This is a genomic window from Cyanobacteria bacterium QS_8_64_29 (assembly GCA_003022125.1).
Lineage (GTDB): Bacteria > Cyanobacteriota > Cyanobacteriia > Cyanobacteriales > Rubidibacteraceae > QS-8-64-29.
The window spans coordinates 24,449-39,724 of sequence record PXQH01000062.1; the positions used below are offsets into that span (position 1 = coordinate 24,449).

Here is a 15,276-nt window from a genome sequence, read left to right on the forward strand (position 1 = left end):
AATGGGCGGTACCGGATTCGAACCAGTGACAACCTGCTTGTAAGGCAGGCACTCTACCGCTGAGTTAACCGCCCGCACGCACTGCTGAGGGTAGCACGCGCGCAGCAGGCTCCCGCCATGCCCGCCGGGCGCACCCACGATCGCATCACGCTTTGGAGCCTGCCGGTGGTAGCGGTAGCCGCAGTGGCAATCGGGCGCAGCAGCACAGTTGCGCTGGCCGTTACGGGGGCTTTTTTGTTCAGCGGACTCATGTTCGGCCCCGATCTGGACGTGCGCTCCCGGCAGTTTGCCCGCTGGGGCTGGCTGCGCTGGATTTGGCTGCCCTACCAGCGGGCCTTGGCCCACCGCTCGGTGCTCTCGCACGGCCCCATTTTGGGGACGGTGCTGCGAGTGCTGTACCTGGGCGGCTGCCTGGCAGCGATCGCCGCAGCAGGACTGGCAATAGCCCAAGCCCTCGGCGACAGTGCCCCTCGCTGGCAGTCCTGGGTGACCCGCACCGGGCGCTGGCTGGCCCAGCACCGCGTGGCAGTGGCGGCTTCGTTTGTCGGGCTGGAGTTGGGCGCCATGAGCCACACCCTCAGCGATGGCGCCCAGTCACTGCGCCGGCGCTTGCGGCGCTCGCCCAGGGCCGCGCGTGACAAAAAGCGCCGCCCGCGCTAGGAAGGAACTTGCAGGTTGGGGAGGGAGCTATGGCCTCGAGTGCGCCGCAAACCGAGCGAGCTGTACTGGATGCGCTGCAGCGGCTGATTGCGGTCGTTGCCGAGCTGCGCTCGCCCGAGCGCGGCTGCCCCTGGGATTTGGCCCAGACCCAGCAGAGTCTTATTCCCTACGCCATCGAGGAAGCTTACGAAGTCGCCGATGCCATTCGCAGCCAAGATCGCGACGCCATTGTCGAGGAACTGGGGGACCTGCTGCTGCAAGTGGTCCTGCACGCCCAAATTGCCAGCGAGTCCGATCACTTCGATCTGGGCGAGGTTGCCAGCGGCATTGCCGACAAGCTCGTCCGGCGCCACCCGCACGTCTTTGGCGACGACTCGGCCGAGAGTGCCGAGCAGGTGCACCGCAACTGGGAGCGCATCAAGGCGCAAGAAAAAGGCCAGTCCCCCGAGGCAGCCCCGCCGCTGAGCCACACCCTGGATCGCGATGCCCGCACCCTGCCGCCGCTGTTGGGCGGCACCAAGATCTCGCAAAAGGCAGCGGCAGCCGGCTTCGAGTGGCCCGATGCCGACGGGGTTTGGGCCAAATTCGACGAGGAGTTGGCCGAGTTCAAGCAAGCGCTGCAGCACCAGGATGCCGAGGCCCAACAGGCCGAGCTGGGAGACCTGCTGTTTACCCTACTCAACCTCGCCCGCTGGTACGGGCTCGATCCCTCAGAGGCGCTGCACGGCACCAGCCGGCGGTTAGTGCAGCGGCTCGCGCACATGGAAGCCCAGGCCCAGCACCCGCTAACCGAGTACGGCCTTGAAGAACTGCAGCGCTTTTGGCAGCAAGCCAAGGCGCAGTCCGACTAGGGACAGGGATTGGGATTGCGCTGGTGCACTGCCTCAATCTCGGCCATGACCTCGTCCGAGAGGGTCAGCTCGGCTGCGTCGATGTTGGTTTGGAGCTGCTCCAGGGTGGTGGCGCCGATAATGTTGGCGCTCAAAAACGGCTGCCGGTTGACGAAGGCGAGCGCCATTTGCGCGGGGTCGAGCCCGTGGCGCTGCGCGATCGCCACGTACTCGCGCGTGGCGGCCTCGCCGCGCTCGGTTTCGTAGCGCGAGCCGCGCTCGTCGATGGTGCGGCGGCTGCCAGGTGGGCGCCGGCCGTCGAGGTACTTGCCGGTGAGCGTGCCCCCCGCCAGCGGCGAGTAGGCCAGCAGGCCGCAATCCTCGCGCACCGCAATCTCGGAGAGGTCGATTTCAAAGGTGCGGTTGAGCAGGCTGTAGGGGTTTTGGATGGCAATGGGGCGCGGCCATCCCTCCTGCTCGGCCAGCCGGAGGAAGGTCATGGTCCCCCACGCCGTTTCGTTGGAGAGCCCGATGTAGCGGATCTTGCCGGCTTCGACCGCGTCGTTGAGCGTGCTGAGAGTCTCGCGCATGCGATCACGCTCGCCCGGCTCGAGCGCCTCGGGCGCGCGGGCATAGCCCAGCTGCCCGAAGCGGTTGGTGGCGCGATCCGGCCAGTGCAGCTGGTAGAGATCGATGCAGTCGGTCTGGAGGCGGCGCAGGCTGTCCTCGAGCGCGGTCTTGATGTTGTCGCGATCCAGGCGCGTCCGGCCGCTGCGAACCCAGTACAGGCTGTCCGAGCCGCCCGCTACCTTGGTAGCCAGCACGACGTGATCGCGGGTACCGCGGCGCCGGAACCACTCGCCGATAATCTCCTCGGTGCGACCGTAGGTTTCGGGGCGCGGCGGCACGGCGTACATCTCGGCCGTATCGAAAAAGTTGATGCCGCGCTCGAGGGCGTAGTCCATCTGCTGGTGGGCGTCCTCGAGCGCGTTCTGCTCGCCCCAGGTCATGGTCCCCAGGCAAACAGCGCTCACGTTCAGCTCCGTACGGGCAAGGTGGTGGTATTGCATGGCAATCCGCGGGCGGTCACAGTGAGCGTCCCCAGACGGTAACCGCCGGAGACGCTCGGGTGGTTACGACTGGTCGATTTTGCCCTGCGCGCGCGCCGCTTCAAAGCGCGCTTGGGCGTTGGCCATGACTTGCTGCGAGGACTCGATCAGCTCGCCCGGGTATTCCTCCAGCGCCTTGGTGGCAAGCGACACGCGCCCTTGCCACTCATCGACCTCGAGCACGATGACCTGAACGGTCTGGCCGATCTCGAACAGCTCCGGCAGCGATTCCACCCGGTTTTGGCTGACGTGCTTGATGTGCAGCAAACCGGTAACGCCCCCCAGATCGACAAAGACGCCGTAGGGCTTGATGTTGGTAATGGTGCCTTCGGCGAGGCTCCCCGAGGCCAGCTGCTGCAGCGCCGAGGCCCGAGCGGCTTCGCGTTGCGAGAGGACGAGCTTGTTCTGCTCGGCATCCACCTCCAGAAAGCTAGCCGTCAGGGTCTGGCCGACGAGTTCATCCAAATCGCCGCGCTCGAGCAGATGCGATCGCGGCACGAAGGCACGCAGGCCGCGCACGTTCCCGGTTACGCCCCCTCGGTTCGTACCGGTGACGGTCACGCTGACCGGGCGGCCGTCGGCTTGAAGCTCGGCGATTTCGTCCCAAGCCTCCTGGCGCAGGATCTGGCGCCGCGAGAGCGGTAGCTGGCCCTCCGCATTGGGCGCGCCGATGATGGCCAAATCCAGCTCTTGCTCGAGCGGCATGACCTGGGCGAGGTCATCCACTTTTTCCAGGGCAGCCTCTTTGAGCGGGACAAAACCGGGCGCTTTGCCGGCAATATCGACGAGCGCCCCCTGGGAGGTGTGCTCTAGGATGCGGCCCCGAACGATTTTGCCCGGTTGGAGGTCGAAGTCGTAATCGTCTAGGGCTTGTGCAAATTCGCTTTCGGTGAATGCCGAGTTGGCAGCAGAGGTAGAGTCTGAGGTCATGATGGATCGCAATACGCTCGATGCGGGACCTGCCGGCGTCGGTCCGCCCGTCGCGAAAGCGCCCGCAAGCGAGCGGTAGCTGGCTGAGGAAGTCCCCGCGATCCAGGGTAGCTGGAAATTGTCTGGCGAGTGCGCCCGTTACGGCAGCTGCTGCGCGAACAGCGCCTTGGTTTGGGCCCAGGCGTCGGCAGCCGCATTGGGATCGTAGCTATCGCGTTGGTCGCAGAAGAACCCGTGGGTGGCCCCTTCGTAGCGAACGACCCGGTGCGGGATCTGGTGCTTTTGCAGCTCGGCTTCGATGCGATCAACTTCTTCGAGCGGAATGAGCGGATCTTGGGTGCCAAAGAAGGCATAAATCGTGCCTTGGATCTCGGGAGTGCGCGCGATCGTCGGATCCCCGCCGCCGGGCGTGGTATTGACAATACCTGCGCCGTAAAAGGACGCCGTCGCCTTGACCTCGGGCAACGTTGCTGCCAAATAGGCCACGTGGCCGCCAAAGCAGAAGCCCATGCAGCCAATGCCCCCGCGCTGGCACTGCGGCAGCCCCTTGATGTAGTTGATAGCGGACTGAATGTCGTTGAGCAGCTCTGGCGCGCGAGTTTGGTTTTTGTACTGCCGGCCGAGCTCGAGCGCTTCGTCGCTGTAGCCGGCTTCAAACCCTGGGGCCTGGCGCTGGTAGATGGCGGGCGCGATCGCGATGTAGCCTTCGCGCGCTACGCGCTGGGTGACATCGCGGATGTGATCGTTGACCCCAAACACTTCCTGGATGACGACGGCCCCTGGGTAGGAGCCTGGCTTGGTGGGCATGGCCAGATGGGCATCCAACCGGACGTCGCCGGCTTCGACCTTGACCGCGTCAGTGCGAATCGCTACCACGGTTGCTTGCGCTCGAGCTCGCTCACAGTCCCTTATCTTAGCCGAGTGCGGCGGATGTTAAGTTGCCGCAGTTGGGTGCGCTGCCCTAACGCCCATGGCCCCGCCCGAGTGGCTGCTGGTGTTTGCACGCTACCCCCAACCGGGGACCGCCAAAACGCGCCTCATCCCTGCGCTGGGCGCCCAGGGCGCGGCAGCCGTTCACGCGCGCCTGACCGAGTCCACCTTGGCGGTCGCGCGTGCCCTGCAGCGCGATCGCGGGGCGGCGGTCACTGTTTGCCATGCTGGGGCAACGCCGGCCCAAATGCAGGCGTGGCTGGGAGCTCAGGTAGCCTACGAAGCCCAGAGTGCGGGCGATCTGGGCGAGCGCTTGCGCGTTGCCTTCAACCGCGCCTTTGCTCGGGGCGCCCAGCGGGTAGTTGCCATCGGCACGGACTGTCCGGAGCTGGGGAGCGGAGCGCTGGCTGCCGCTTTCGAGCGCCTGCGGCGCCAGGACGTGGTGCTGGGCCCGGCTGCCGATGGTGGCTACTACCTCATCGGCCTGTCGGGATTGGCGCCCGAGCTGTTCGCCGGCATCGATTGGGGCACGGCCCGCGTCTGGCAGCAGACCGCTGCCACCGCGGATCGCTTGGGCTTGGCGCGATCGCAGCTCGCCGTGCGGTACGACATCGACCGACCGGCCGATCTGGCGCGGTCAGTGCGGCTGTAGCTTACCGGTAGTTCAGCTTCGCGGTTTAGCGTTGCCCCTACTGCCAGCAACGAGCGCTTATGGCTGCCGAGCGGCTCTCGGTCATCCTGCCCGTTTTAAACGAAGCCTCCACCCTGCCAGCAGTGCTGGCCCGCGTTGGGGCCGGCACCAATGTGGAGGCCATTGCGGTCGATGGCGGCAGCGCGGACGCCACGCCTTCGGTTGCCCGCGATTGGGGGGCAGATACCGTTCTGAGCGCAAGCGGCGGTCGCGCCCGGCAAATGAACGCCGGCGCGGCTGCGGCAACCGGCGCGATCCTGCTGTTTTTGCATGCCGATACCCGCTTGCCCGCCGGCTACGATGCCCTGGCGCGCGATGCCCTGGTAGCCCCCGCCGCGATCGCCGGGGCATTTCCGCTCGCGATCGCCGGTCGCGGCTGGGGCCTGCGGCTAGTCGAGGCTGGGGTTAACGGGCGCTCGCGCTGGTGCGCGCTGCCCTACGGCGACCAGGCTCTGTTCCTCAAAACCAGCACGTTTTGGGCGTTGGGGGGGTTCCCCGAGCTGCCGATTATGGAAGACTTTGAGTTGGTGCGGCGGCTGCGGCAGCGGGGCCGAATCGCGCTGGCGCCGGCGCCCGTAGTAACCTCGGGCCGCCGCTGGCAGCAGTTGGGCGTGGTGCAAACCACCTTGATCAACCAGGCCCTCATTGCGGGCTATGTTGCCGGGATATCGCCCCAGCGGTTGCGCCGCTGGTATCGCGGCGGCTACTGAAGCGCCGCCAGCTCTTCGCCCAACCAGCTGCGAAAGCGCTGGGCTTGCTCGGCACTGGGCGCAGCGAGCGGCACGATGGCGTAGCGCCCGGGCTGCGGTGGGGCTAGCGTCAGGGAGTGCGTTTGCAGCGCGTCTTGGTGAAAGATGCTAACCGCCACCGTATCGCCAGGTTGGTAGTCGTGCAGGCGCTGCTCGAGCTGCTCGACACTGACGCGCCAGCCATCCAGGGCCAGCAGCTCGTCCCCAGCATCGATGCCCGCCCGACCAGCAGGCGACTCGGCATCCACAAACCCAATTTGGGCGCGATCGCCGTCGGGTTTGACGCTCAAGCCCAAATAGGGCGGCGGTTCTTGCTCGTCGGCAGCCGAGACTTGCAGCCCAAACGGGGCCAGATAGCCATCGAACGGTAGTGCCTCGGTGCCATCGATATAGCGCTGCCAGAACGCGCTCAGATCGGTACCGGCCACGGCCTCGAGTTCCGCCTGCAGCTGCGGCGGGGTCAGGCCCGTCTCGGCCCGGCCGAAGCGCTGCCAAAGCCGGCGCATGAGGTCATCGAGCGAGCGTGCGTTGTCGTGGCGCGCCCGAATGAGCAAATCTAGCAGCAGTGCCACCAGCTCGCCTTTGAGGTAGTACGAGACCTGCTCGTTATCGCTGTTGGCATCGCGCTGGTAGAGCTTAATCCAGGCATCGAAGCTGGCATCGCTCAGCGGCTGTACCCGCCGCCCGGGGGTCTTGAGCAGCCGCGTGATGTCTTTGCCCAAGGTCTCGAGCACCGAGCGGGCGCCATAGCACCCCGCGCGCTGCGGGATCAGGCTGTCGTAGTAGGTGGTGACGCCTTCAAAAAACCACAGCAGCGAGGTATAGTTCTCGCGCTCGTAGTCGATGGTTTCTAGGGCCTTGGGCCGGATGCGCTTGACGTTCCAGAGGTGGAAGAATTCGTGCGCTACTAGCTGCAAAAAACGCTCGTACTTGTCGCGATCGCGAAAGCCCCAGCGCGGGTAGTTGAGCGAGCAGCTAGCCCGGTGCTCTAGGCCACCGAAGCCGCTGCTGCTCTGGTGCAGCAAAAAAACGTAGCGATCGTAGGGCAGCTCGCCGTAGAGCTCGGCCTCAGCGGCCACGATGGCCTGGGTATCGGCGACGATCGAGTGGGGATCGGCGTTGCCTTGCCCCCAAATGGCGAGCTGGTGGGGCTTGCCCCAAACCTCGAACGCGTAAACCGGATGGGTGCCAATCTCGAACGGACTGTCAGCGAGCGCATCGAAATCCGGCGCCTCAAACGTATGGGCTTGGTCGGCAACGGCCGGGAGCGCGGTCGTGACGTGCCAATTGGGGTGCGGCGGCCGAATGGCGACCCGAACTGGCTGTTGCTCGCACCCGAGCGGCAAGCAGAACAGCGCCGCCCCGTTGAAGTAACCGTGGGTAGCATCGAGGTGGTTGGTGCGGACGGTCAGCTCGTTGGCATAGACCTGATAGCGGACGGTAATGTCGGTCGCTGCGGTCGTATCGACCTGCCAGCGGTTTTTGCTGACTTTGTGACAAGCGAGCAGCTCGCCGTCGCTGTTGGTGGCGCTCAACGCGCGCACGTGCCGGGCGTATTCGCGCACCAGGTAGGAGCCGGGCGTCCAGACCGGCATGGCCAATGTCAGCCCGCTCGGCTGCCAATCGAGCACCTCGAGCGTGACTTCGAACAAGTGGGATGCCGGCTGGGGCATGGCCACCTGATAGCGCACGCTTGGGAGTACCTGTTGGTCCTCGGGCGCGGCGGATTCGGCAAGCGAGGCGAAGCGGTCGCGGCGGGTCATGGCGATGGGGAGCGCGCTACCCTGACTGGCAGTAACTTACAACGGCAGCTGAGTGGGGCAGTATGGACGTTCAAGCCTTGGTTTTCATCCTAGCGGTTGCCTTTTCGGGGGCAGCGCTGTTTTTCGGCACGCAAAACGGCTACTACGACACCGAGTACTACCACGGCGACGGCTCCTCGCACTAAGCCATGGGTTGGGCTGCGGCCAAGATGCCGTCGATGAGCTGCGCGATCGCACCCGGTCGCTCCACCATGGCCATGTGGCCGCAGTCAGCTAGCTCTGTAACGTTGCTACCCTCAGCGCGGAACAAGCGGTGAAAGCTGGCCAAGTGGCGGACGTAGCGGGGCTCCATGACTCGATCCTGCTGCCCGGCAATAAAATAAACGGGTTGTTTGAGCTGCGCGACTAACTGCGGGAGTCGGTGGACCTCGGCTTCGGTGGTTGAGTTCAGCAAGCTCCCCAGCGCCGCATTGGCGTCAGCCCGGGTAAAATCCAGCGCCCGCTGATAGCCCCACTGGCGGGCGAGCGGCTGGCCTACCATGGAGCGCGCAAACACCCAATCGATGCCAGGCATGCGGTGCAACCAGCGCGGACGCCATTTCACCAAGCGGCGGCCGGCCGTGCGGAAGCGCTCGAACGCCTCCTGGATATAGATTCCCCCACCGGCATTCAGGCAAATTGCCCCCATGACCTGCGGGCAGCAGGCAGCACTCCAGAGCGCAATACTGCCACCTAGCGAGTGGCCGATTAGCCACGCCCGCTCGATCTCCAGGCGTTGCAGCAGCTCCTGCAAATCGCGCGCATAGACTTGCAAGCTGTAGTCGGCATTCTCGCCGGCGGGCGAGCTTTGCGAGTCGCCAAAGCCGCGCAAATCGTAGGCCAGGCACTGGTATTGCGGTTCCAACTGGGCGATGAGGGGGTGCCAGTACTGGCGGCTAAGCAGCCAACCGTGGATGAAGACCAATACCAGCTCGGAGGGGCGCGGCGGTGTCAGATCGTAAGCGTGCGCAGCGCCTCGAATCGCAATTGCGGCCATGGCCTCCATCATACTGGACTGGTGGCCGCGGCACGCCGCCCGAGTGCCGCTCGGGGACTGTGTTACGATTCATGCAATATTGCAACTGCGAAATTTGCCGCCATGAGCGGAATTGCTGCTATACGGATCCGCATCAAGCGACTAGCACTGTACGCTGCCGCGGCAAGCAGCTCGAGGGGAGCGCGTTCGTTATCGCAGGAGCGAGCGACCGCCAGCTAGCTCGGTAGCGTTAGACAAAGTAGGGCCAAGCTGCATGGTGTTTTGGAAAACGCTGTTTGGCAACGCCGAGCGCTCCGCCACCGCGCCTTCGCCGGCATCGCAGGAGGAAACCCTCGAGGGAACCGGTGATGGCACCAGCCAGCCATCCATCATTTTGAGCACCACCCGCGACCTCGATCTCTACGAGCTGGAGGAGCTGTGCGATTCGGTGGGGTGGTCGCGCCGCCCGCTGCGCAAAGTGCGCAAGGCCATCCAGCACAGCTTTTTGGTCGTATCGATGTGGGAAGTGCGCGGCACGCGCAAGCAGCTGATCGGATTTGCGCGCGCCACCTCAGACTGTGCCTTTAACGCGACCATTTGGGACGTTGTGGTGCACCCCGACTGCCAGGGGCGCGGCTTAGGGAAAGCACTGATGCAGCATGTCATTCAAAAGCTGCGGCACGCCGACATTAGCAACATCACTTTGTTTGCGGATGCCCACGTTGTGGATTTTTACCGGCAGCTGGGCTTCTCCCCCGATCCGGAAGGCATCAAAGGGATGTTTTGGTACCCTAACCGCTGCTAGGGGTAGTACCTCTAGGATACACTAGGGTGCACCGCGTACCGGGATGTAGCGCAGTTTGGTAGCGCGCCTGCTTTGGGAGCAGGATGCCGCAGGTTCAAATCCTGCCATCCCGATCGCTTAGTCCGAGCACGCTAATTTGCCAGGGGACTACTGCTACCGCTAGGGAGGATCCTAGCGATGGCACCCGCCAACAGTGGCTCTCAGGTCAGGATGCGGAACCCTCACACCCAGATGGCAGTCAACCTGCAGCAGAGCCCAATGGCGTGCTTGGAAACCTTATTGAGGAAACGATTATGACTTCACTCGTTCGTCGCAGTGCAACGGCAGGATTGGCTGGCGGCGCGCTGGTTGCCACGCTGGGGGGAACTGCATTGCGCACTACCGCTCTCCCCGAAGAAGAAGTCGTTAAGCAACTCAAGCCCGTGCCGGTGTTTATGCTGGCCAAGCAAACCGATGATGGAGCTGCGTTTGTCGACAGCAAGATTGAGGGTAACAACGTGACGCCTGCCTATTTGAACCAAAGCGATGCCAAGCAGGCCCTCAAGCAGCTCAAGCAAAAACAACCCGACGTTGCCAAGCAGGTCGAGGTTTTGCCGGTCTCGCTGGCTAAAGCCTACCAGCTCAGCAACTCGGACGAAAAGCAGTCCTCCGACATTGTCTTCGTCCCGTCTAAATCGGATGTCAAATCGGCGGTTTCCACGCTCAAAAAGCAGGGGCAAAAGGACGTCTCGGTTAAAAACTTTCCCGGCGCTCCCCTGTTTGCGGCAACGGTCGGGGATAAATACGTCACGGTTAGCTCGCAACAGGATGGTGAAAGCACCGTGCCGTTCTTTTTCGATGCCAAGCAAGCCCAGCAGCTCATCAAGCGCTTCAAAAAGCAGCGCTCTGACATGAGCGAGCAAGTGCAAATGAAGGTCGTTCCGCTGCAAGGCGTGCTCAAGGCTTTTCGCACGAGCGACAACGAGGCGCTCAAACAAGTCCGGCTCGTCCCTTCAAAAGAATCGCTTGAGTTCATGCGCTCGCAAGCGCAGCAGCAACAGCAGCAGGGGAATTCGCAGCAGCAGGGGGATTCTTCGAGCTAGCAGCAAGCGGCGCCCAGGTCGCCCATGGTGCTAGCTGAAGCCGTATCGGGCGCCTGGTTGCTGGCTTGGCGGCGCCGAGCCCGCCAAGCCGCAGCAGCAACCGAATTGGACCCAGCAGAAGTCGATTGGCTGCTACGCGAGGTCACCGATCTGGGTAGTCTGGCGCTGCGCTTGGAGTCGTTTGGCGCTCGCACTGCAATTCCGCTGGCCTGGACAGCAGTGACGCTCGAGCAACGCTGGCAGCAGCGCCTTCGGCAGCGCGTGCCGTTGCAGCATCTGCTCGGTCGCGCGCCCTGGCGCGATTTTTCGCTGACCGTCTCGCCGGCGGTTTTGGTGCCACGCCCCGAGACGGAGCTGCTGGTCGATCTTGCTGCCGAAGCAGCCTGCGGCCGCTGGAGCGAGCGCGGCCACTGGGTCGATCTGGGCACAGGCAGCGGTGCCCTTGCGCTGGGCCTGGCTCGAGCCCTGCCCCAAGCGACCGTTCACGCTGTCGATTGCAGTGCCGCCGCCATCCAGATCGCGCAGACCAACGCCCGGGAGTTGGGCTTGCAGGATTGCATCCGCTTTTATCAGGGTGACTGGTGGGAACCGTTTGAGGCAATGCGCGGCCAAATTGCGGGCATGGTGGCCAATCCGCCCTACATTCCCAGCGCGCAACTGCCGCAACTGCAACCCGAGGTCGCCCGCCACGAACCCCATCAAGCACTGGATGGCGGCTGGGATGGCCTCGCTTGCATCCGTTACCTGGTTGCGAGCGCGCCGGCTTACTTGCAGCCAGGCGGCCTGTGGGCCATCGAGCTCATGGCCGGCCAGGCAGAGGCCGTAACGGCCTTGCTAAGCCAGCAGAGCCGTTATAGCGACATTCGCTGCCAGCGCGATCTGGCTGGAATCGAGCGCTTCGCCCTAGCCCGCTGCCATCGCTAGCGTGGAGAGGAGGCACCTCGCGCGCAGACGCTCATGACGCAGGTATCGCCAGCCGCGCTGATCGCCAGCGCCCTAGCGGGTGAGGCAGTAAGCTTTCCCACCGATACTGTTCCGGCGCTAGCTGCACTGCCGGAGCAAGCTAAGGTGTTGTTTGAGCTCAAGGGACGCGATCGCAGCAAGCCGCTCATTTTGATGGCAGCCGCAGCTGCCGAGCTCTGGCCTTACGCACGCGGCAGTGCTGCCGAGTTTGAGGCTTGGCAGCAAATTGCCCAGGCACACTGGCCCGGCCCGCTGACGTTAGTCTTACCGGCATCGGCGGCGGTGCCGGCCGCGCTCAATCCCAGCGATCCCGGCACTATTGGGATGCGCGTTCCCAATTGCCGCACGGCGCGCACAATTCTGGCCCGTACCGGACCGCTGGCCACCACCAGCGCCAACCGCTCGGGCGAGCCGTCCCTAACCCGGCTGTCGGCTGTTACCGCTGCATTTCCGGGCATCGCGGTCTTGGCCGCCGACGCCTCCGAAACCGCAAGCGGGCAACCCTCGACCGTGGCAAGATGGAACGGCACGGACTGGACGGTCTTGCGCCAAGGCCCCGTCCGGCTGACCGGCAGCAACCCCGATTGACGGGCGCATGCGGATTTACGGCAATCGCCGGCTGGAAACGCTGCCTGGCCGCGCGATTCGACCGACGCCCTCGCGCGTGCGTGAGGCACTATTCGATTACTGGCAGGGCCAAATTCAGGACTGCCGCTGGCTAGATTTGTGCGCGGGCAGTGGGGCCATGGGCGCCGAAGCCCTGTGCCGCGGCGCCAGCTGGGTGGTGGGCATCGAGCGCTCGGGGCGTGCCTGCCGCGCGATCGCGCACAATTGGCAGCGGCTCGCGCCATCGCCGCATGCGTTCCAACTACTGCGCGGCGGGGTTTGCGAGCGCCTGCCTGCACTAGCAGGCCAACAGTTCGACCGCGCCTACTTTGACCCGCCTTATGGCAGCGGCCTCTACCAACCGGTTCTGAGCGCAATCGCGGCGCTGGAGCTACTCGCCCCTAATGGGGAATTGGCCGTCGAGTACGACCCGCAGGCCTGGGAAGCGGCTTCGTTTGGCGACCTGCGGCTCATCCGCTGCAAACCCTACGGCAGCACCGCACTAGCTTTTTACCGCCGGTCCTAGCCGCCGCGCCGGTACTGCCGGTAGGCGTCAAAGAACAGCCCAGCCAGTGTAATAAAGACCAGCCCCAGCACAATGCCAAGCAGTAGCGGCTCGATCATGGCGTCTCTTCCTCGTGAGGCAGCTCCTGCTCCCTATTGTGGCATTGCAGCCCCGTCACGCGTACTGCCGGCTGGCGGTTGCCAAGCTTGATGGATCCTTCAATGAAACTTAATATAGATATAGGAAAACTTTAATTAGTAATTAAGCAATCGTAATGACGTCGTCCGCTCGGGCAAAGTGGCTCCGGCCGAGCCCTGGCCGCTCGCCCGTTGCAAAATGCCGCACCGGTCCCCCCGATAGCCCGTGATCGACCGCCTCGCTTTGCCCCCAAGCGCAGTTCGGTGGGTAGCAATCGGGCTGCTGGCATTCGTGCTGTTGGCATTGCTTGGCTGGTGGGGCAGCTACTGGTACCGCAGCTCAGATCCCTTCGTCCAGCAAGCGCTCTCGCTAGAGCGCCATCCCGAGCAGGGCCGCGAAATCTTTCAAGTGAACTGTGCTGGGTGCCATGGCGTCAATGCCGACGGGCACGTGGGGCCCAGCTTGCACGGTGTGACCCAACGCAAATCCGATGCCGAGCTGATCCGCCAAGTAACCAGCGGGACCACGCCCCCCATGCCGGAGTTTCAGCCCGATCCGCAAGAAATGGCTGACCTGCTGGGCTACCTTGAGCAGCTATAGGTTGCTCTCGGCCTGATACAACAGTGCCTTTACCGGCAAAAGCCGTTTTGCCAAGCCGAGAGCCCTCGCCGCTATTAACGGTGAGTCCGGTCCCGACAGGGACCGGACTCGGACGCAGGCGCTCCTTGTCGGTCACCGAGCTCTCGGCTCGATGCCTTACATTGTGCGCGCTCAAAGTGAAAGATCGGGGAAGCTGACAGGATGGGGGAGGTTGAGCCCCCAAGCGATCGCTGCCGGAGCCTTATACCAGTTTGAGCAGCAGATGCACGCTTGCCAAACAGCATGACTCCCATATTGAGAGGGTTCTGAAGGTCAGAATCTAGTGCATAAGCCACGAGAATTGGTATTACCCCATGGCAACATCTCCAACCGTTTTAGTAACCGGCGGAGCTGGCTATATTGGCGCCCATGCTGTCCTGGCGCTACAGCAGCGCGGCTATCGCACTGTTGTCCTCGATAATTTGAGCTGCGGGCACCGCGAGTTTGTCGAGCGGGCCCTCAAGACCGAGCTCGTTATAGGCGACACGTGCGATCGCGACTGCCTCGATGCGCTCTTTCGCGACCGCACCATCGATGCCGTCATGCACTTTGCGGCCAACGCCTACGTGGGCGAATCGGTTGCCAATCCAGCCAAGTACTACCGCAATAACGTTGCGGGAACCCTAACGCTGCTCGAAGCCATGCAGGCGGCTGGGGTGCAGCAATTCGTGTTCTCCTCTACCTGCGCAACCTACGGCATTCCCCAGACCATCCCCATTCCCGAAGATCACCCCCAGCAGCCCATCAATCCCTACGGGCGCACCAAGCTGACCGTCGAGTGCATGCTGCAGGATTTTGAAGCGGCCTATGGGCTGCAGTCCGTCACGTTTCGCTACTTCAATGCGGCCGGCGCCGAGCCCAACGGCACCATTGGCGAAGCGCATGAGCCCGAAACGCACCTCATTCCGCTCATTTTGTTGGCGGCACTGGGCCAGCGCGACGCCATTCAGATCTTTGGGACGGACTATCCCACCCGGGATGGCACCTGCATTCGCGACTACGTCCACGTCAGCGACCTCGCCCAGGCGCACGTGCTGGGGCTCGACTACCTCCGTCGCGGTGGTGAGACGGCATTTTTCAACCTCGGCAATGGCAACGGTTTCTCCGTGCGCGAGGCGATCGCGGCAGCCGAGGCAGTAACCGGTCGCGCCATTCCGGCGATCGAGACCGAGCGCCGCCCGGGCGATCCGCCCAGCCTGGTAGGCAGCAGCGAGCGCGCCCGCCGCGTGTTGGGCTGGTCGCCCCAATACCCCGAGCTAGAGACCATTGTTGCCCATGCGTGGCAGTGGCACCGCCAACACGCTGGTGTCTAGCGCGCGGGATCGATCCCGCGCTCGCGCATCTGTTGCAAAAAAAAACGCCTCCAAGGAGGGACGGGCGCGCTCTAGATGCTCCAGCCGAGCGCCCATGCGCGCCAGCTCGGCCGCAAAGGCATCGGGATCGCCCACCAACCAACCGTGCCAGCGCTCGCCCTGCCAGGCGAGCTCGCTCACCCAGGGAGTCAGCTTCTCGGGCCGACCGCCTACCCCGGCAACGCGGTAGGCCTGGTCCGTTCCCAGTAATACCAATTTGAGCAGTGGATGCACGCTTTCCAAAGAATATGACTCCCATATTGAGGGAGTTTCGGAGATCGAAATCTAGTGCGCAAGCTACGAGAACTGGTATGACGCGCCCGCGGCAGCCCGCGCAGCGCCGCGCTCGAGCGCAGAAACTCCCACGCCGTCAGCTGATCGTCGAAGGCCGGTGTCTTAGGGAGATAGCCCACGTGCTGGCGCACGGCCCGGTCCCCACTGGGGCGCCCAAAGACCCAGGCGCTACCGCCACTCGGGCGAGTCATACCAATTCTCGTGGCTTGTGCACT

Annotated in this window: 18 protein-coding genes and 2 tRNA genes; 12 read left to right on the forward strand and 8 right to left on the reverse strand. The window is 64.0% G+C overall.

The features are described from left to right. Positions 1 to 2: 2 nt before the first annotated feature. Positions 3 to 74 (reverse strand) — tRNA-Val (locus BRC58_09975). A gap of 43 nt (positions 75 to 117) precedes the next feature. Here BRC58_09975 and BRC58_09980 point away from each other — a divergent pair. Together BRC58_09980 and BRC58_09985 are read left to right on the forward strand one after the other, a co-directional pair. After that, positions 118 to 660 (forward strand): metal-binding protein, encoded by a 543-nt coding sequence (locus tag BRC58_09980; GenBank protein PSP16170.1) that lies wholly within the window; start codon positions 118 to 120, stop codon positions 658 to 660. 29 nt (positions 661 to 689) lie between these two features. Further along, positions 690 to 1,511, forward strand: a complete 822-nt coding sequence (locus BRC58_09985) for a nucleoside triphosphate pyrophosphohydrolase (protein ID PSP16171.1) — start codon at positions 690 to 692, stop codon at positions 1,509 to 1,511. Here BRC58_09985 and BRC58_09990 read toward each other — a convergent pair. From BRC58_09990 to BRC58_10000, 3 genes are all read right to left on the reverse strand, one after another. Next, positions 1,508 to 2,560, reverse strand: coding sequence for an NADP(H)-dependent aldo-keto reductase (locus BRC58_09990; GenBank protein ID PSP16172.1), 1,053 nt, complete (start codon positions 2,558 to 2,560; stop codon positions 1,508 to 1,510). The genes BRC58_09985 and BRC58_09990 overlap by 4 nt on opposite strands. Positions 2,561 to 2,623: 63 nt before the next feature. Next, entirely contained in the window at positions 2,624 to 3,529 is a 906-nt protein-coding gene (locus BRC58_09995; protein PSP16173.1) for a 30S ribosomal protein S1, read from the reverse strand. Between the two features lie 138 nt (positions 3,530 to 3,667). Next, complete coding sequence (locus BRC58_10000) at positions 3,668 to 4,405, reverse strand: carboxymethylenebutenolidase (protein PSP16174.1); 738 nt, start codon at positions 4,403 to 4,405, stop codon at positions 3,668 to 3,670. A gap of 94 nt (positions 4,406 to 4,499) precedes the next feature. Here BRC58_10000 and BRC58_10005 point away from each other — a divergent pair, with 94 nt between their 5' ends. Together BRC58_10005 and BRC58_10010 are read left to right on the forward strand one after the other, a co-directional pair. Further along, the gene (locus BRC58_10005) at positions 4,500 to 5,111 is read left to right on the forward strand and encodes a hypothetical protein (protein PSP16175.1); all 612 of its coding nucleotides are present in this window, start codon (positions 4,500 to 4,502) and stop codon (positions 5,109 to 5,111) included. A gap of 59 nt (positions 5,112 to 5,170) precedes the next feature. Continuing rightward, positions 5,171 to 5,860, forward strand: a complete 690-nt coding sequence (locus tag BRC58_10010; GenBank protein PSP16176.1) for a glycosyltransferase — start codon at positions 5,171 to 5,173, stop codon at positions 5,858 to 5,860. On the opposite strand, the gene BRC58_10015 is transcribed toward BRC58_10010, so the two are convergent. Next, the gene (locus BRC58_10015; protein ID PSP16177.1) at positions 5,854 to 7,662 is read right to left on the reverse strand and encodes a peptidase M61; all 1,809 of its coding nucleotides are present in this window, start codon (positions 7,660 to 7,662) and stop codon (positions 5,854 to 5,856) included. The genes BRC58_10010 and BRC58_10015 overlap by 7 nt on opposite strands. A gap of 181 nt (positions 7,663 to 7,843) precedes the next feature. Next, complete coding sequence (locus BRC58_10020) at positions 7,844 to 8,698, reverse strand: alpha/beta hydrolase (protein ID PSP16188.1); 855 nt, start codon at positions 8,696 to 8,698, stop codon at positions 7,844 to 7,846. Between the two features lie 253 nt (positions 8,699 to 8,951). On the opposite strand from BRC58_10020, the gene BRC58_10025 reads away from it, so the two are divergent. The 6 genes from BRC58_10025 (at position 8,952) to rsmD (ending at position 12,659) form a co-directional block, all read left to right on the forward strand. Beyond that, positions 8,952 to 9,482 carry a GNAT family N-acetyltransferase gene (locus tag BRC58_10025; protein ID PSP16178.1) on the forward strand — a complete coding sequence of 177 codons (531 nt, stop codon included), beginning with the start codon at positions 8,952 to 8,954 and terminating at the stop codon, positions 9,480 to 9,482. Between the two features lie 39 nt (positions 9,483 to 9,521). Further along, positions 9,522 to 9,595, forward strand: a tRNA-Pro gene (locus tag BRC58_10030). After that, positions 9,566 to 10,564 (forward strand): hypothetical protein, encoded by a 999-nt coding sequence (locus BRC58_10035; protein ID PSP16179.1) that lies wholly within the window; start codon positions 9,566 to 9,568, stop codon positions 10,562 to 10,564. Before BRC58_10030 ends, BRC58_10035 begins: the two co-directional genes overlap by 30 nt. A gap of 24 nt (positions 10,565 to 10,588) precedes the next feature. After that, entirely contained in the window at positions 10,589 to 11,488 is a 900-nt protein-coding gene (gene prmC / locus BRC58_10040) for a peptide chain release factor N(5)-glutamine methyltransferase (protein ID PSP16180.1), read from the forward strand. 33 nt (positions 11,489 to 11,521) lie between these two features. After that, positions 11,522 to 12,115, forward strand: a complete 594-nt coding sequence (locus BRC58_10045; protein ID PSP16181.1) for a hypothetical protein — start codon at positions 11,522 to 11,524, stop codon at positions 12,113 to 12,115. 7 nt (positions 12,116 to 12,122) lie between these two features. Beyond that, a complete protein-coding gene (gene rsmD / locus BRC58_10050; GenBank protein ID PSP16182.1) occupies positions 12,123 to 12,659 on the forward strand; it encodes a 16S rRNA (guanine(966)-N(2))-methyltransferase RsmD in 537 nt (178 codons plus the stop codon). On the opposite strand, the gene BRC58_10055 is transcribed toward rsmD, so the two are convergent. After that, positions 12,656 to 12,757, reverse strand: coding sequence for a cytochrome b6-f complex subunit PetG (locus BRC58_10055; protein ID PSP16183.1), 102 nt, complete (start codon positions 12,755 to 12,757; stop codon positions 12,656 to 12,658). The two genes, rsmD and BRC58_10055, sit on opposite strands and share 4 nt — an antisense overlap. A gap of 244 nt (positions 12,758 to 13,001) precedes the next feature. On the opposite strand from BRC58_10055, the gene BRC58_10060 reads away from it, so the two are divergent. Both BRC58_10060 and galE read left to right on the forward strand, forming a co-directional pair. Continuing rightward, positions 13,002 to 13,376, forward strand: a complete 375-nt coding sequence (locus BRC58_10060; GenBank protein ID PSP16184.1) for a cytochrome C — start codon at positions 13,002 to 13,004, stop codon at positions 13,374 to 13,376. A gap of 353 nt (positions 13,377 to 13,729) precedes the next feature. Next, positions 13,730 to 14,728: a UDP-glucose 4-epimerase GalE gene (gene galE / locus BRC58_10065; GenBank protein ID PSP16185.1), complete on the forward strand. Its 999-nt coding sequence runs from the start codon at positions 13,730 to 13,732 to the stop codon at positions 14,726 to 14,728. Here the strand turns inward: galE and BRC58_10070 are convergent. Next, a complete protein-coding gene (locus tag BRC58_10070) occupies positions 14,672 to 15,001 on the reverse strand; it encodes a hypothetical protein (GenBank protein ID PSP16186.1) in 330 nt (109 codons plus the stop codon). The genes galE and BRC58_10070 overlap by 57 nt on opposite strands. Positions 15,002 to 15,276 lie beyond the last annotated feature (275 nt).

What these genes read in the sequence shown, in the direction of transcription:
- rsmD (PSP16182.1), top strand. Translation starts at nt 12,123, where the DNA reads ATGCGGATTTACGGCAATCGCCGGCTGGAAACGCTGCCTGGCCGCGCG.
- BRC58_09995 (PSP16173.1), bottom strand. Translation starts at nt 3,529, where the DNA reads ATGACCTCAGACTCTACCTCTGCTGCCAACTCGGCATTCACCGAAAGC.
- BRC58_10005 (PSP16175.1), top strand. Translation starts at nt 4,500, where the DNA reads ATGGCCCCGCCCGAGTGGCTGCTGGTGTTTGCACGCTACCCCCAACCG.
- BRC58_10055 (PSP16183.1), bottom strand. Translation starts at nt 12,757, where the DNA reads ATGATCGAGCCGCTACTGCTTGGCATTGTGCTGGGGCTGGTCTTTATT.
- BRC58_09990 (PSP16172.1), bottom strand. Translation starts at nt 2,560, where the DNA reads ATGCAATACCACCACCTTGCCCGTACGGAGCTGAACGTGAGCGCTGTT.
- BRC58_10025 (PSP16178.1), top strand. Translation starts at nt 8,952, where the DNA reads ATGGTGTTTTGGAAAACGCTGTTTGGCAACGCCGAGCGCTCCGCCACC.
- BRC58_10035 (PSP16179.1), top strand. Translation starts at nt 9,566, where the DNA reads ATGCCGCAGGTTCAAATCCTGCCATCCCGATCGCTTAGTCCGAGCACG.
- prmC (PSP16180.1), top strand. Translation starts at nt 10,589, where the DNA reads ATGGTGCTAGCTGAAGCCGTATCGGGCGCCTGGTTGCTGGCTTGGCGG.
- BRC58_10010 (PSP16176.1), top strand. Translation starts at nt 5,171, where the DNA reads ATGGCTGCCGAGCGGCTCTCGGTCATCCTGCCCGTTTTAAACGAAGCC.
- BRC58_10045 (PSP16181.1), top strand. Translation starts at nt 11,522, where the DNA reads ATGACGCAGGTATCGCCAGCCGCGCTGATCGCCAGCGCCCTAGCGGGT.
- galE (PSP16185.1), top strand. Translation starts at nt 13,730, where the DNA reads ATGGCAACATCTCCAACCGTTTTAGTAACCGGCGGAGCTGGCTATATT.
- BRC58_10020 (PSP16188.1), bottom strand. Translation starts at nt 8,698, where the DNA reads ATGGCCGCAATTGCGATTCGAGGCGCTGCGCACGCTTACGATCTGACA.
- BRC58_10015 (PSP16177.1), bottom strand. Translation starts at nt 7,662, where the DNA reads ATGACCCGCCGCGACCGCTTCGCCTCGCTTGCCGAATCCGCCGCGCCC.
- BRC58_09985 (PSP16171.1), top strand. Translation starts at nt 690, where the DNA reads ATGGCCTCGAGTGCGCCGCAAACCGAGCGAGCTGTACTGGATGCGCTG.
- BRC58_09980 (PSP16170.1), top strand. Translation starts at nt 118, where the DNA reads ATGCCCGCCGGGCGCACCCACGATCGCATCACGCTTTGGAGCCTGCCG.